This window comes from Pseudoduganella namucuonensis, from assembly GCF_900116645.1.
Taxonomy (GTDB): Bacteria; Pseudomonadota; Gammaproteobacteria; order Burkholderiales; family Burkholderiaceae_D; genus Rugamonas; species Rugamonas namucuonensis.
The window spans coordinates 37203-49986 of the sequence record NZ_FPBO01000030.1 but is presented as its reverse complement, the minus strand read 5'-3'; the positions used below and the strand labels follow the sequence as shown (position 1 = coordinate 49986).

Here is a 12784-nt window from a genome sequence, read left to right as displayed (position 1 = left end):
ATTATGTTCTGTTCTCAAAAGTCGCGATCGCACCGGCTTTCACCAGCTTCAGCACCGATGGCAAGAATACCTCGGTCACCAGCAGCAATCCATTGTGGCGCCGGTATAGGCAGCGCCTTGCATACATTATCGCCTCATCGGCGTCGTCCGCCCCCGGCGATCCCGCCGCCGCGCGCACGCGCTTGGCCAGCGGGTGGCTGGCGCGCAGGCGGGCGAACTCCAGTCCGCCGCGCCGCACGCGCGGATCGCCGAACAGCGTGCTGCCCAGCGAGCGCTCGCCCAGCGAGCTGAAGGCCGGCCAGTCGCTGGCGGTCGCCGTCATCGGCACCACCGTGTGGCCGAACACCACGGGCGTATTATCACACCGCAGCAAGACCTCGCGTTCCATCACGCGGCTGGAGCGGTGCAGGCCGATCACGGCCGCCTCGTCGTTCAGGCACAGCGCCGGCCGCTGGTGCAGCTTCTGCACGCGGAAGGCCGCGCTGTGCTCCCTCAGCATGGCGGTCAGCGAGCCGCCGGCGGTCAGCCAGCGCGCCAGCCGCGGCGGCGCGTTGACGGCGTTCACGTGCGGATGCCACAGGGCCTGCCGCAGCGAGCGGCCCTTCACCGCGCACCGCCAAGGTCCACGCCGCAGAAGGCCAGCACCTCGTCCATGTGGTCGGCGAATTCGCCGATGCCGTGGTCGCCGCCCTGTATCACGTGTTGGCGCGCATGGGCATAGTGCGCCACCATGTCGCGGTAGTCCAGCACTTCGTCGCCGGTCGCGGCCAGCAGGAAGTAGCGTTCGGGCCGGGTGATCGCCGGCACGGCCAGCGCGCGCAACTCCGCTATATACTCGCGCTTGAATTCGAAGGGCTGGTCCGAGTGGAACGCGGTGGTGACGCCCACGTGCTGGTCCAGGCTGAGCTGCGGCACGATGGCCGGGTTCAGCAGCGCCGCGCGGCAGCCGAGGCGCTCGGCCATCCAGGTCGCGTAATAGCCGCCCAGCGAGGAGCCGACGATGGCGAGCTCGCCCGCGGGCACGCCGTCCACCAGCGACAGCGCCAGTTCCATCGCCAGCTTCGGCGAGGCCGGCAGTTGCGGGCAGACATAGTCGGCGCCGCGGCCCAGTTCGGCCATGCGCGCGCCCAGCAGGCGGGCCTTCATCGACAGCGGGGACGAGCGGAATCCGTGCAGGTACAGGATCATCGGGCCAGCGCCTCGAGCAGTTTCTGGTGCACGCCGCCGAAGCCGCCGTTGCTCATGACGACGACGTGGTCGCCCGGCCGCGCCTGCGCGACGATGGCGCGCACCATGGCGTCGATGTCCTCGTGGGCGGTGGCGGTGGCGCCCATGGGCGCGAGCGCCGCGGCCAGGCTCCAGCCCAGCGCCTTTTCACTGCCGAAGCCGAACACCAGGTCGGCGTCCACCAGGCTGCCGGGCAGCGCGTCCTTCATCGCGCCCAGCTTCATGGTGTTGGAGCGGGGCTCCAGCACGGCGAGGATGCGACCGTCCTTGCCCAGCTTTTGACGCAGGCCGCCGACGGTGGTGGCGATGGCGGTGGGATGGTGGGCGAAGTCGTCGTAGACGGTGACGCCGCCGACCACGCCGCGCACCTCCATGCGGCGCTTGACGCTGACGAAGCGGCCCAGCGCCTCGGCCGCCTGCGCGATCGGCACGCCGACGTGGCGCGCGGCGGCGATGGCGGCCAGCGCGTTCAAACGGTTGTGCTTGCCGGTCAGCTCCCAGCGCACGGTGCCGGCGGTGTCGCCGTTGAACAGCACGTCGAAGCCGCCATCGGCGTGCTCGCGCACGCGCCAGGCGGCGCCGTCGGCGTCGCCGAAGCGCTCGCGCTCGCTCCAGCAGCCGCGCTGGAGCACGCGGTCCAGGGCCGGCTCGTTGGCGTTGGCGATCACGCGGCCGATGCCCGGCACGGTGCGCACCAGGTGGTGGAACTGGGTTTCGATGGCGCCCAAGTCGGGGAAGATGTCGGCGTGGTCGTACTCCAGGTTGTTCAGCACGGCCGTCTTGGCGTGGTAGTGCACGAACTTGCTGCGCTTGTCGAAGAAGGCGGTGTCGTACTCGTCCGCCTCGATGACGAAGAAGTCGGACTCCGCGCCCGGACCCGCGAGGCGGGCCGAGACGCCGAAGTTCATCGGCACGCCGCCGATCAGGAAGCCGGGCGCGTAGCCGGCGTCCTCCAGGATCCAGGCCAGCATGGCCGAGGTGGTGGTCTTGCCGTGCGTGCCGGCCACGGCCAGCACCCATTTGTCGCGCAGGATGTGCTCGCCGATCCATTGCGGGCCGGACACGTAGGGCAGGCTGCGGTTCAGGATTTCCTCGACCAGCGGGTTGCCGCGCGAGACGACGTTGCCTATTACATACAGATCCGGATCGAGCGCCACCTGCTCCGGCCCGAAACCCTGGATCAGTTCGATGCCCTGGGCTTCCAGCTGGGTGCTCATGGGGGGATAGACATTGGCGTCGCAGCCGGTGACGCGGTGGCCCGCCTCCTTGGCCAGCACGGCGAGGCCGCCCATGAAGGTGCCGCAAATACCTAATATATGAATATGCATGTTGAGAGTGCGCAAGCGTTGGATCAAGAGTGCGATTTTACCTGACAGGTGGCCTCTTCCGGTTCAGAGTATGATCACGGTCATGACGTCCCCCCATTTCGATGAAGTCCAACTGTTGCGCGCGGAGATCGCGGCGGCCGCCGCGCGGCTGATCGCGCAGGACGGCCACGACTACCTGACGGCGAAACGCAAGGCGGCGCGCCAGATCCTGGGCGAGTCGCAGGCCAACAGCAACGCGCTGCCGGACAACGATCAGATCGAGGGCGAGCTGCGGCTGTACCACGCGCTGTTCAACGCCGACACCCAGCCGGCCCGCTTGTTCCGCCTGCGCACCGTCGCGCTGCAGGTGATGGAGGCGCTGGAGCGATTCCAGCCCTACCTCACCGGCGCCGTGCTGAACGGCACCGCCGGGCCGCACGACGACATCCACCTGCAGCTGTTCGCCGACAGCGCCAAGGAGGTCGAGATCTTCCTGCTGAATAAGAACGTCAACATCGACATCTCCGAGACGCCGCATTTCAAGGGCCCGCGCTTCGCGCCCGTGGAAACCGTCAGCTTCCTGTGGAACAAGGAGGGCGTGCACGCCGCGCTGTACGAGCTGGACGACCTGCGCGGCGCCGTCAAGGCGCGCGGCGATGGCAAACAACTGCGCGCCGACGCGGCCGGCGTGCGCTCCCTATTAATAGCAAGCACCCACGAAGCGATATGATCGTCAAAAAGAACTATCTTATATACGCGATAGCCGCTATAGGCTGCGCCGCGGCCGGCGCCTGGTTCCAGCAGGCAGAAAAAGCGCCCATCCCGGCCCCGAAGGCGGCCGCCGTCCAGCCCGGCGGCCCGGTCGACGAACTGTTCCTGGCGCAGCTGAACGACGCCAAGGGCGCCAAACAGGCGCTGGCGCAGTGGAAGGGCAGGCACCTGGTGGTCAATTTCTGGGCGCCGTGGTGCGGCCCGTGCGTGGAGGAGATGCCGGAGCTGTCCCGCCTGCAGGCCGAAGTTAGCGCCAAGAACGTGCAAGTTATCGGCATCGGCATTGATACGCCGAGCAATATCGCCGATTTTAGCGAGAAGAACAAAATTTCCTATCCCGTCTACGTGGCCGGCATGGGCGGCACGGAGCTGTCGCGCAAGTTCGGCAACAACCAGGGCGGCCTGCCCTACACGGTGCTGATCGGCGCCGACGGGCAAGTGCTGAAGACCTATCTGGGCCGGCTGAAATTCGACGAGTTGCGTGCAGATCTTGCAAGGTTGTGAGAATTTAGGCAATATGTTTTTACTTGCCAAGGGTCGCTGTTGACGGCAAAATGCGGAACTTTTGTGGACAACGGTGTCAGACCCATGGCAAAAAACATCCTGCTGTTGAATGGCCCCAACCTGAATTTGCTGGGCACGCGCGAGCCGGGCGTGTACGGCGCGAGCACCCTGGCGGACGTGGAACAGGCGGCGCAAGCCCAGGCCGCGGCGGCCGGCGCGCAGCTTTCTTGTTTCCAGAGCAACCACGAGGGGGCGCTGATCGACCGCGTCCACGCCGCGCGCGGCGAGGGCGTGGACATGATCGTCATCAACCCGGGGGGCTTGACCCACACCAGCGTGGCGCTGCGGGACGCGCTGGCGGGGGTGGCGATACCGTTCATCGAAGTCCATATTTCGAACATTTACCAGCGCGAAGAATTTCGCCACCATTCATTCTTAAGCGCGATCGCGCAAGGGACGATCTGCGGCCTCGGCATCGAGGGATATCGCTTAGCCATCGACTTTGCAATTAAAAAACGTTAATCTACGCGATCTGCGCGCATTTATAGCGGCGAGACCGCCGCTGCCCCACAATCACAAAACAGAACCCAGGGAGTCCCAGATGGATCTACGCAAGCTCAAGACCTTAATAGACTTGGTCGCCGAATCGGATATCGCAGAACTCGAAGTGACCGAAGGCGAGAGCAAGGTGCGCATCGTCAAATCCTCCGCCATGCCGCAGAACCAGGTTGTGATGATGCAGCCGCAGGGCATGCAGCCGCAATACCACGCCCCGGCGCCGGCGGCCGGCGCCGCCCCCGTGGCCGCCGTGCCGGCCGCCCCCGCCGAGCCGACCGGCCACGTGGTGAAATCGCCGATGGTCGGCACCTTCTACCGCTCGTCCGCGCCCGGCGCCGCCGCCTTCGTCGAGGTCGGCGCGACCGTCAAGGAAGGCGACACCCTGTGCATCATCGAGGCGATGAAGCTGCTCAATGAAATCGACTCGGACAAGTCCGGCGTCGTGACCCAGATCCTGGTGGAAAACGGCCAACCGGTCGAGTTCGGCCAACCCCTGTTTGTGATCGGCTAAATCGGCCGCGCGGCCATGGCGGGTCCCCGTGGGATCGCCGGCCGCCCCGATCTGGTTCCGCAACCCCTCTACACCCAGGAGCCAAGGCTCCGCACAAACACACAAACCTGCCATGTTTGAAAAAATCCTCATTGCCAATCGCGGTGAAATCGCGCTGCGCATCCAGCGCGCGTGCCGTGAAATGGGCATCAAGACGGTGGTGGTCCACTCCGAAGCGGACAAGGACGCCAAATACGTGAAGCTGGCCGACGAATCGGTCTGCATCGGCCCGGCCGCTTCCACGCTGAGCTACCTGAACATGCCGGCCATCATCAGCGCGGCCGAGGTGACGGACGCGGAAGCGATCCACCCCGGCTACGGCTTCCTGTCGGAGAACGCCAACTTCGCCGAGCGCGTCGAGAAGTCGGGCTTCGTGTTCATCGGCCCGCGCGCCGAGTCGATCCGCCTGATGGGCGACAAGGTGTCGGCCAAGCAGGCCATGATACGCGCCGGCGTGCCCTGCGTGCCCGGTTCCGAGGGCGCGCTGCCGGAGGACCCGAAGGCGATCGTGCAGATGGCGCGCAAGATCGGCTATCCGGTCATCATCAAGGCAGCCGGCGGCGGCGGCGGACGCGGCATGCGCGTGGTGCACACCGAGGCGGCGCTGATCAACGCGGTGGCCATGACCAAGGCGGAGGCCGGCGCGGCCTTCGGCAATCCGGAAGTCTACATGGAGAAATACCTGGAGAATCCGCGCCACGTGGAGATCCAGATCCTGGCCGACGAGCACAAGAACGCGGTCTGGCTGGGCGAGCGCGACTGCTCGATGCAGCGCCGCCACCAGAAGGTCATCGAGGAGGCGCCGGCGCCGGGCATTCCGCGCAAGCTGATCGAGAAGATCGGCGACCGCTGCGCCGAGGCTTGCCGCAAGATCGGCTACCGCGGCGCCGGCACCTTCGAGTTCCTGTACGAGAACGGCGAGTTCTATTTCATCGAGATGAACACCCGCGTGCAGGTGGAGCATCCGGTGACGGAGATGATCACCGGCATCGACATCGTGCAGGAGCAGATCCGCATCGCCGCCGGCGAGAAGCTGCGCTTCCGCCAGCGCGACGTGATGCTGGCCGGCCACGCCATCGAGTGCCGCATCAACGCCGAGGACCCGTTCAAGTTCACGCCGTCGCCGGGACGCATCACCTCCTGGCACGCGCCGGGCGGCCCCGGCGTGCGGGTGGACTCGCACTCGTACGCGGGCTACTATGTGCCGCCGCACTACGATTCGATGATCGGCAAGGTCATCACCTACGGCGCGACCCGCGAGCAGGCCATCCGCCGCATGCAGATCGCGCTGTCGGAAATGGTGGTCGAGGGCATCCAGACCAACATCCCGCTGCACCGCGAGCTGATGGTCGACGCCCGCTTCATCGAGGGCGGCACCAACATCCATTACCTGGAACAGAAACTGGCGGCGATGCCCAAGGCGGGCGCATGAACTACGTCGAGATCGTCATCGAGGTCGCGCGCGACCACGCCGAGGCGCTGTCGGACGCGCTGATGGAGGCGGGCGCGCTGTCGGTCTCGGTGGAGGACGCCGACGAGGGCACCGACGCCGAGAAGCCCCTGTTCGGCGAGCCGGGTATGGAGCCGGAAGAGGCGGCGTGGGACCATTCGCGCGTGGTGGCGCTGACGGCGGAGGACGCCGACCAGGCCGCCATCGTGGCCGACGCGGCCGCGTCGGTCGGCCTGGCCGAGGCGCCGAAGTACGCGCTGCGCGGCGTGGAGGAGCAGGACTGGGTGCGCCTGACGCAGTCGCAGTTCGATCCCATCCACATCGGCACGAACATCTGGGTGGTGCCGAGCTGGCACGAGGCGCCGGACCCCGGCGCGCTGATCCTGGAACTGGACCCCGGCCTGGCCTTCGGCACCGGTTCGCACCCCACCACCCGGCTGTGCATGGAGTGGCTGGAGGCGCACCCGGCGCCGGGCAAGACCGTGCTCGATTACGGCTGCGGCTCCGGCATCCTGGCCATGGTGGCCCGCAAGCTGGGCGCGGGCGCGGTGGCCGGCGTGGACATCGATCCGCAGGCGATCGAGTCGGCGCGCGACAACGCCGAGCGCAACAAGGTCGGCGAGATCGAGTACTTCCTGCCGGACGCCTTCGCGCAGTCGGCGCACGCCAACGCGCGCTTCGACGTGGTGGTGGCCAACATCCTGTCCAGCCCATTGAAGTTGATGGCGCCGATGCTGTCCGGCCGCGTGGCCGACGGCGGCGCGCTGATCCTGTCCGGCGTGCTGGCGCGCCAGGCCGAGGAGGTGGCGGCCGCCTACGCGCCGTTCATCAAGCTGGGCGTCTGGGCCGAGCACGACGGCTGGGTCGCGCTGCACGGCGTGCTGGGCGCCGATACCGTTCCGCCGGCGCGCTAAGCACAGCCAGCAACGATGGCGCTCGCCACCAAATGCCCCCACTGCAACACGATATTTCGCGTCGCGCACGACCAGCTCAAGCTGCGCGGGGGCATAGTGCGCTGCGGCGCCTGCAATGAGGTCTTCGACGGCAACGCCGCGCTGGTCGATCCCACGCCCAAGCAGCCCGTCATCATCGACATCCCGGCGGCGTCCCCGACGCCCGCCACCTCCCCAGAACTCGACGCCCTGATCTCGACGCTGGATACGATCCACGCGGCGGAGGAGCATGGCGAGCCGGAAGCCGGCCCGATGGCCGTGGCCGCGCCCGGGTTCGAGCCGGAGCCGGCCTCCGGGGCCGAGCCGGCGCCCGCGTCCGAGTCCCGGTCGGAGTCCCGGTCCGGGCTCGAGCCGACGCCCGAGCCGGCGACAAACTCCATGCCCGAGCCGGAACCGCGGCTCGACCTGCCCGAGCCCGTGGCCGCCGCGCCGGAGGAGGAAGTCTTCGACCTGGACCTGGACGTTGAGCCAGAGCCGGAGGACGCGCTATCCATCGGCGAGGAGCGCGAGACCGTGCCGGAGCCCCTGGAGGACGTCCTGGAGCTCGACGTGGAGCCGGACGGCGACGCGGCGCTTCCCGAGCCCGAGGGCGCCCATAGCGCGTGGCCATACGCGCCAACGCACCCGAGCGCCCCCGCCGAAGCCGACCACGCCGACCACGCCAACGCCGGCGCCGACACCGACGCCAGCACCGAGGCCACGCGCGACATGGACGCCGCGTTCGACGCCTCCCCCGTCCCCGCCTACGACGGCCGCGTGGAACCGACGCTGGACATCCCCGACGAGCACCTGACCGCCGTGGCGCTGCACGACAGCTTCGAGCTGGACGCCTATCCGCATCTGCGCGATGAACAGCGCGATGAGAGACGAGACGCGGAGGACGACGGCGACGCCCGCCCGCCCGCCATCCATGACGACGAGGAAGACGAGGACGACGCCCACGTGGTCACGCTCTCCGGCGGCACGGCGCTGGCCGCCGCACTGGACGGCGCGGACACGGACGGCGCGGACCTCGGCCGGGACGCCGCCGACGACGCGCCGGCCGCCGCCGATCCCACCGCCGCCGCCACGCCGGTCTCCGCGGGCGCGCCCGAGGAACCGGGCTTCGTCAAGCGCAGCCGGCGGCGCGAGCGCTTCGGCAAGACCGGCCGCGTGCTGATGATCTGCGCCATCCCGCTGCTGCTGGCCGGCATCGCGGCGCAGGTGGTGGGCACCTTCCGCAACCCGCTGGCCGCCGCCGTGCCGGCGCTCAAGCCGGCGCTGGTGTCGGCCTGCGCGCTGGCCGGCTGCAAGGTCGAGCTGCCGTCGCAGATCGACGCGCTCAGCATCGAACAGGGCGAGCTGCAGACCATGGCCGACAACGTGTTCAGCTTCGCCACCTCGCTGCGCAACCAGTCGGCCAGCGCGCAGGCCTGGCCGCACATAGAACTGATCCTCAACGACGGCGCCGACAAGCCGGTGTTGCGCCGCGTGTTCGCGCCGCGCGAATATTTGTCGTCGCGGGCCGAGGTGGAGCAAGGCTTCTTGCCCCGCTCCGAACAATCGGTCAAACTGTACTTCGAACTGGCCCAGGTCAAAGCATCGGGCTATCACATCGCTGTTTTCTACCCTTAAGAAACTATGAACCAGACCTCCCTGATTTGCGGCTCGCTCGCCATCGACTTCATCATGACGCACGAAGGCCGCTTCTCCGACACGCTGCTGGCGGACCAGCTCCACAAAGTGAACGTCTCGTTCCTGGTGCCGACCATGCGCACCGAATTCGGCGGCTGCTCCGGCAACATCGCCTACAACCTGAAGCTGCTGGGCGGCGAGGGCCGCATCGTCGGCGTGATGGGCCAGGACAGCGGCCCCTATCTGGCGCGCCTGCAGAAGCTGGGCATCTCGACCGCCAACATCCTGGTCAAGGGCGACGCCTACACGGCGCAGTGCTTCGTCACCGCCGACAGCGAGAACAACCAGATCAACGCCTTCCACCCGGGCGCGATGTCGTTCGCGCACGAGAACCCGGTGGCCAACGCCGGTCCCGCGCGCGTGGCCATCATCTCGCCGGACGGCCACTTGGGCATGCTCAAGCACGCCGAGGACCTGGCCGCGCTGGAGATCCCGTTCATGTTCGACCCGGGCCAGCAGCTGCCGATGTTCAACGGCGAGCAGCTGACTGGCTTCATCGACAAGGCCACCTACGTGACCTGCAACGACTACGAGATCGAACTGCTGGTGCAGCGCACCGGCCTGTCGCTGGAGCAGATCGCGGGCCGCGTGGAGGCGCTGATCGTCACGCGCGGCGAGCAGGGTTCGGAGATCCACACGGGCGGCAAGCGCATCGACATCCCGGCCGTGAAGGCCGAGGCGGTGCTGGACCCGACCGGCTGCGGCGACGCCTACCGCGCCGGCCTGCTGTACGGCATCACGCACGACCTGGGCTGGGAAACCACCGGCCGCCTGGCCAGCCTGCTGGGCGCGATCAAGATCGCCCACAAGGGCGGCCAGAACCACGCGCTGACCAAGGAGGAAATCGGCGACCGCTTCGAGGCGGCCTTCGGCTACCGCTACTAAGCGGCGCGCGCCAAAAACAAGGGCAGCCTCGGCTGCCCTTTTTTCATGCGTGTCTCGTGTCCCTGGCCGCTAACCCTTGAACAGCATCGTCAGCACCAGTTGCGCGATCTGCAGCAGGATCAGCGCCACCAGCAGCGACAGGTCCAGGTTGCCGACCAGCGGCACCACCTTGCGCAGGGGACGCAGCAGCGGCTCGTTGAGCGCGCGGATGAAGGGCGCCAGCGGCGCGTGCGGGTTGACCCAGCTGAAGATCGCCTCGATCACCAGCATGGCCATGAAGCCGTACAGCACCCATTGAAGGAAGCGGTGCAGCGCCATCAGCAGCACGGTCTGCAGCGACAGGCCGGCGATGAACAGCACCGACGTGGCCAGGAAGACGATGAGGAAAGCCCCGATCAGGCTGGCCCAGTCGTAGCCGCCCACACCGGGGACCAGGCGGCGCAGCGGTCGCACCAGCCAGTCTGACAATTGAAACGTGAATTGGGCCACCGACGATGGCGGACGGACGCGGATGGCTTGCATCCAGAAGCGCAGCAACAGCACCGCCCCGAGCAAACCGGCGATGGTGTCTACAATCAGCATGACGATACTTAGCACAAAGGTCCCTCCATAAAAAAAACCGCTGTGCGATTGTCTCACACAGCGGCCTCGCCCCGTAAGGCTCCTGGGCTCAAGCTCAGGAAGGACGGGTGCTGGTTGGGAAAGGCCATGCGGCAGCGGGCGTCAGCACGGTTTTGGCGGCTGGAGCTGGTGCTGGGACGGCGGCCGGTTTGGCAGCTGCTTCCTTCTTGGGAGCGGCGGCTTTCTTCGGCGCGGCTTTCTTCTCCGCCGGTTGGGCGGTTGCTTCTGGTGCGGCAGCGGTTACTGGTGCTGGTGCGGCGGCCGGTGCTGCAGCCGGTTTAGCCGCGGCTTTTTTTGCTGCAGGCTTCGCTGCGGGTTTGGCGGCTGGCGCGGCTGCCGGGGTGGCGGCTACGGTCGCTGCTGGCTTGGCGGCGGCTTTCTTGGCGGCCGGCTTGGCGGCCGGTTTAGCCGCTGGCTTGGCTGCCGGTTTGGCGGCGGCTTTCTTGGCCGCTGGCTTGGCCGCTGGTTTGGCCGCTGGTTTGGCGGCTGATTTAGCTGCTGGCTTGGCCGCAGGCTTGGCGGCGGCTTTCTTGGCTGCTGGTTTAGCTGCTGGCTTGGCGGCGGGCTTCTTCGCTGCCGGTTTGGCCGCTGGCTTGGCGGCGGCCTTCTTGGCTGCCGGTTTAGCTGCTGGCTTGGCGGCGGCTTTCTTGGCTGCCGGTTTGGCCGCTGGCTTTGCGGCGGCTTTCTTGGCCGCCGGTTTAGCCGCTGGCTTGGCGGCGGCTTTCTTGGCCGCCGGTTTGGCCGCTGGCTTGGCGGCGGCTTTCTTCGCTGCCGGTTTAGCCGCTGGCTTGGCGCTCGGCTTGTCAGTCGAGCCCTTCTTCGCCGCCGGTTTAGCCGCTGGCTTGGCGGCTGCTTTCTTCGCTGCCGGTTTAGCCGCCGGTTTGGCTGCTGCTTTCTTCGCTGCCGGTTTGGCCGCTGGCTTTGCCGCCGCTTTCGCCGCAGGCTTGGCCGCCGCTTTCTTCGCCGCAGGCTTGGCCGCAGGTTTAGCCGCCGCTTTCGCCGCGGGCTTTGCCGCTGGTTTCGCAGCCGCTTTGGCCGCTGGTTTGGCGGCGGCTTTCTTCGCCGCTGCTGGAGCGGCAGCTTTCGCTGCCACCGGTTTCTTCACTTCTTTTTTTGCTGTAGCCATTTTGGTCTCTCCTTCATCTAGAGATGAGAATTACGCACAAGATTTAAACCCGTCCGGCCCCCATGGGCCAGGCGAATTATTCATCGGCACAAACGACGGTTTGCGCTAATGAATTCGGCACCAGCTGAACTGCTGCAACTCCTCACGTCTGCAGCACTTCAGCCATCGATACCGACGCGGCACTCACAGGCACGCGGCGGCTATCTAAATCTTGTTCGATGCATGTGTCGTCACGGGCGTGCGCTCAGCGCCGATCTCCACATCGCAGCCACATCACGGTTTTCTTTTTCAAAGAAAAAACCGCCCGACCTGAGCAAGTTTCAGGCGAGGCGGCTTAATGAAAACGGTGTGGTCTTGTGCATACTTGTGCGTGTCTGTATCCCATTTTGTTCATCGTTTTGCGGGCTCGCGCAGCTTCAAAAACCGCGCGTGAAAATTCACGCAAATTCAAATTCGTAAAGTACACGAAAACCTTGTTAATGCGCAACCAGCACGATAGCTTTTCACACTGTTTTTTACACGATAAGCTCCCTATCGCACATTCGCGCGTCAAATAGACGTGTCGCGCGTCGTCAAGCGCGCGCGCGATGATCGATGAAGGCGTTCACGCGCGGCGCGCGACGCGCTCTTCAAGCATGCGCGAGCGGCGTGTGTCCGCGCTCAAAACACGCGCGCGAAAAGGCGCGCTTGCGCGCGCGACGAGGCATCGAGGCGCGAAAAAAATCGATTGCCTAAGCGGCCCCGCGACGCTCGATCAACGCGTGGATCGCCATGCCCGCGAGCATGGCGATCACGAACACGATGGCCTTGATCTCGCCGGTCCCCAAGGACACCAGCGCGGGTCCCGGGCAATAGCCGGCGAGTCCCCAGCCCACGCCGAACGCCACGCTGCCGAGCACGAGGCGGCGGTCGATATCGCGCCGCGACGGTATCGCGATGTCGGCGCCCAGCAGCGACACCGTGCGCCGCCGCGCGACGAGAAAGGCGCACGACGCGACGGCGATCGCGCCCACCATCACGAACATCAGCGACGGGTCCCACGCGCCGGCCAGGTCGAGGAAGCCGAGCACCTTGGCGGGGTTGGCCATGCCGGAGACGATCAGGCCGAAGCCGAACACGAGGCCGGCCAGCAAGGCGGTCACGATCAGCATGGCGCGC

General features: G+C 66.9%; 14 protein-coding genes. 8 read left to right on the top strand and 6 right to left on the bottom strand.

The features are described 5' to 3' along the window. Window position 1: 1 nt before the first annotated feature. The 3 genes from BM436_RS25800 to mpl are packed head-to-tail and all read right to left on the bottom strand — an operon-like array spanning window position 2 to window position 2555. Window positions 2-607, bottom strand: coding sequence for a chorismate--pyruvate lyase family protein (locus tag BM436_RS25800; RefSeq protein WP_093558403.1), 606 nt, complete (start codon window positions 605-607; stop codon window positions 2-4). Continuing rightward, window positions 604-1188, bottom strand: coding sequence for a YqiA/YcfP family alpha/beta fold hydrolase (locus tag BM436_RS25795; protein WP_093558402.1), 585 nt, complete (start codon window positions 1186-1188; stop codon window positions 604-606). Before BM436_RS25795 ends, BM436_RS25800 begins: the two co-directional genes overlap by 4 nt. Next, a complete protein-coding gene (gene mpl, locus BM436_RS25790; protein WP_093558401.1) occupies window positions 1185-2555 on the bottom strand; it encodes a UDP-N-acetylmuramate:L-alanyl-gamma-D-glutamyl-meso-diaminopimelate ligase in 1371 nt (456 codons plus the stop codon). The genes BM436_RS25795 and mpl overlap by 4 nt, the downstream gene beginning before the upstream one ends. An 82-nt stretch (window positions 2556-2637) precedes the next feature. Here mpl and BM436_RS25785 point away from each other — a divergent pair, with 82 nt between their 5' ends. The 8 genes from BM436_RS25785 to BM436_RS25750 all read left to right on the top strand — a co-directional run bounded on the left by BM436_RS25785 (window position 2638) and on the right by BM436_RS25750 (window position 9879). Beyond that, the gene (locus BM436_RS25785) at window positions 2638-3264 is read left to right on the top strand and encodes a hypothetical protein (RefSeq protein ID WP_093558460.1); all 627 of its coding nucleotides are present in this window, start codon (window positions 2638-2640) and stop codon (window positions 3262-3264) included. Next, entirely contained in the window at window positions 3264-3809 is a 546-nt protein-coding gene (locus BM436_RS25780) for a TlpA family protein disulfide reductase (protein WP_229490730.1), read from the top strand. The genes BM436_RS25785 and BM436_RS25780 overlap by 1 nt, the downstream gene beginning before the upstream one ends. Window positions 3810-3893: 84 nt before the next feature. Then, window positions 3894-4331, top strand: a complete 438-nt coding sequence (gene aroQ / locus BM436_RS25775; protein WP_093558399.1) for a type II 3-dehydroquinate dehydratase — start codon at window positions 3894-3896, stop codon at window positions 4329-4331. 79 nt (window positions 4332-4410) lie between these two features. Beyond that, a complete protein-coding gene (gene accB, locus BM436_RS25770) occupies window positions 4411-4878 on the top strand; it encodes an acetyl-CoA carboxylase biotin carboxyl carrier protein (RefSeq protein WP_093558398.1) in 468 nt (155 codons plus the stop codon). Window positions 4879-4990: 112 nt separating this feature from the next. Continuing rightward, a complete protein-coding gene (gene accC, locus BM436_RS25765; protein ID WP_093558397.1) occupies window positions 4991-6349 on the top strand; it encodes an acetyl-CoA carboxylase biotin carboxylase subunit in 1359 nt (452 codons plus the stop codon). Further along, on the top strand, window positions 6346-7281 hold the full coding sequence (gene prmA, locus BM436_RS25760) for a 50S ribosomal protein L11 methyltransferase (protein ID WP_093558396.1): 936 nt from the start codon (window positions 6346-6348) through the stop codon (window positions 7279-7281). Before accC ends, prmA begins: the two co-directional genes overlap by 4 nt. 15 nt (window positions 7282-7296) lie before the next feature. Further along, the gene (locus BM436_RS25755; RefSeq protein ID WP_093558395.1) at window positions 7297-8934 is read left to right on the top strand and encodes a DUF3426 domain-containing protein; all 1638 of its coding nucleotides are present in this window, start codon (window positions 7297-7299) and stop codon (window positions 8932-8934) included. Window positions 8935-8940: 6 nt separating this feature from the next. Further along, window positions 8941-9879: a carbohydrate kinase family protein gene (locus BM436_RS25750; protein WP_093558394.1), complete on the top strand. Its 939-nt coding sequence runs from the start codon at window positions 8941-8943 to the stop codon at window positions 9877-9879. 69 nt (window positions 9880-9948) lie between these two features. Here BM436_RS25750 and BM436_RS25745 read toward each other — a convergent pair whose 3' ends face one another. The 3 genes from BM436_RS25745 to BM436_RS25735 form a co-directional block, all read right to left on the bottom strand. Further along, window positions 9949-10461, bottom strand: a complete 513-nt coding sequence (locus BM436_RS25745) for a YggT family protein (protein WP_093558393.1) — start codon at window positions 10459-10461, stop codon at window positions 9949-9951. 94 nt (window positions 10462-10555) lie between these two features. Beyond that, window positions 10556-11626 carry a transcriptional regulator gene (locus BM436_RS25740; RefSeq protein WP_093558392.1) on the bottom strand — a complete coding sequence of 357 codons (1071 nt, stop codon included), beginning with the start codon at window positions 11624-11626 and terminating at the stop codon, window positions 10556-10558. A 731-nt stretch (window positions 11627-12357) separates the two neighbouring features. Continuing rightward, complete coding sequence (locus BM436_RS25735; protein ID WP_093558391.1) at window positions 12358-12777, bottom strand: DUF6691 family protein; 420 nt, start codon at window positions 12775-12777, stop codon at window positions 12358-12360. Window positions 12778-12784 lie beyond the last annotated feature (7 nt).

Bases quoted from the DNA above. Each gene is read 5' to 3' on its own strand.
- BM436_RS25795 (WP_093558402.1), bottom strand. From the start codon at position 1,188: ATGATCCTGTACCTGCACGGATTCCGCTCGTCCCCGCTGTCGATGAAG.
- mpl (WP_093558401.1), bottom strand. From the start codon at position 2,555: ATGCATATTCATATATTAGGTATTTGCGGCACCTTCATGGGCGGCCTC.
- BM436_RS25785 (WP_093558460.1), top strand. From the start codon at position 2,638: ATGACGTCCCCCCATTTCGATGAAGTCCAACTGTTGCGCGCGGAGATC.
- aroQ (WP_093558399.1), top strand. From the start codon at position 3,894: ATGGCAAAAAACATCCTGCTGTTGAATGGCCCCAACCTGAATTTGCTG.
- accB (WP_093558398.1), top strand. From the start codon at position 4,411: ATGGATCTACGCAAGCTCAAGACCTTAATAGACTTGGTCGCCGAATCG.
- accC (WP_093558397.1), top strand. From the start codon at position 4,991: ATGTTTGAAAAAATCCTCATTGCCAATCGCGGTGAAATCGCGCTGCGC.
- prmA (WP_093558396.1), top strand. From the start codon at position 6,346: ATGAACTACGTCGAGATCGTCATCGAGGTCGCGCGCGACCACGCCGAG.
- BM436_RS25755 (WP_093558395.1), top strand. From the start codon at position 7,297: ATGGCGCTCGCCACCAAATGCCCCCACTGCAACACGATATTTCGCGTC.
- BM436_RS25750 (WP_093558394.1), top strand. From the start codon at position 8,941: ATGAACCAGACCTCCCTGATTTGCGGCTCGCTCGCCATCGACTTCATC.
- BM436_RS25745 (WP_093558393.1), bottom strand. From the start codon at position 10,461: ATGCTGATTGTAGACACCATCGCCGGTTTGCTCGGGGCGGTGCTGTTG.
- BM436_RS25740 (WP_093558392.1), bottom strand. From the start codon at position 11,626: ATGGCTACAGCAAAAAAAGAAGTGAAGAAACCGGTGGCAGCGAAAGCT.
- BM436_RS25735 (WP_093558391.1), bottom strand. From the start codon at position 12,777: ATGCTGATCGTGACCGCCTTGCTGGCCGGCCTCGTGTTCGGCTTCGGC.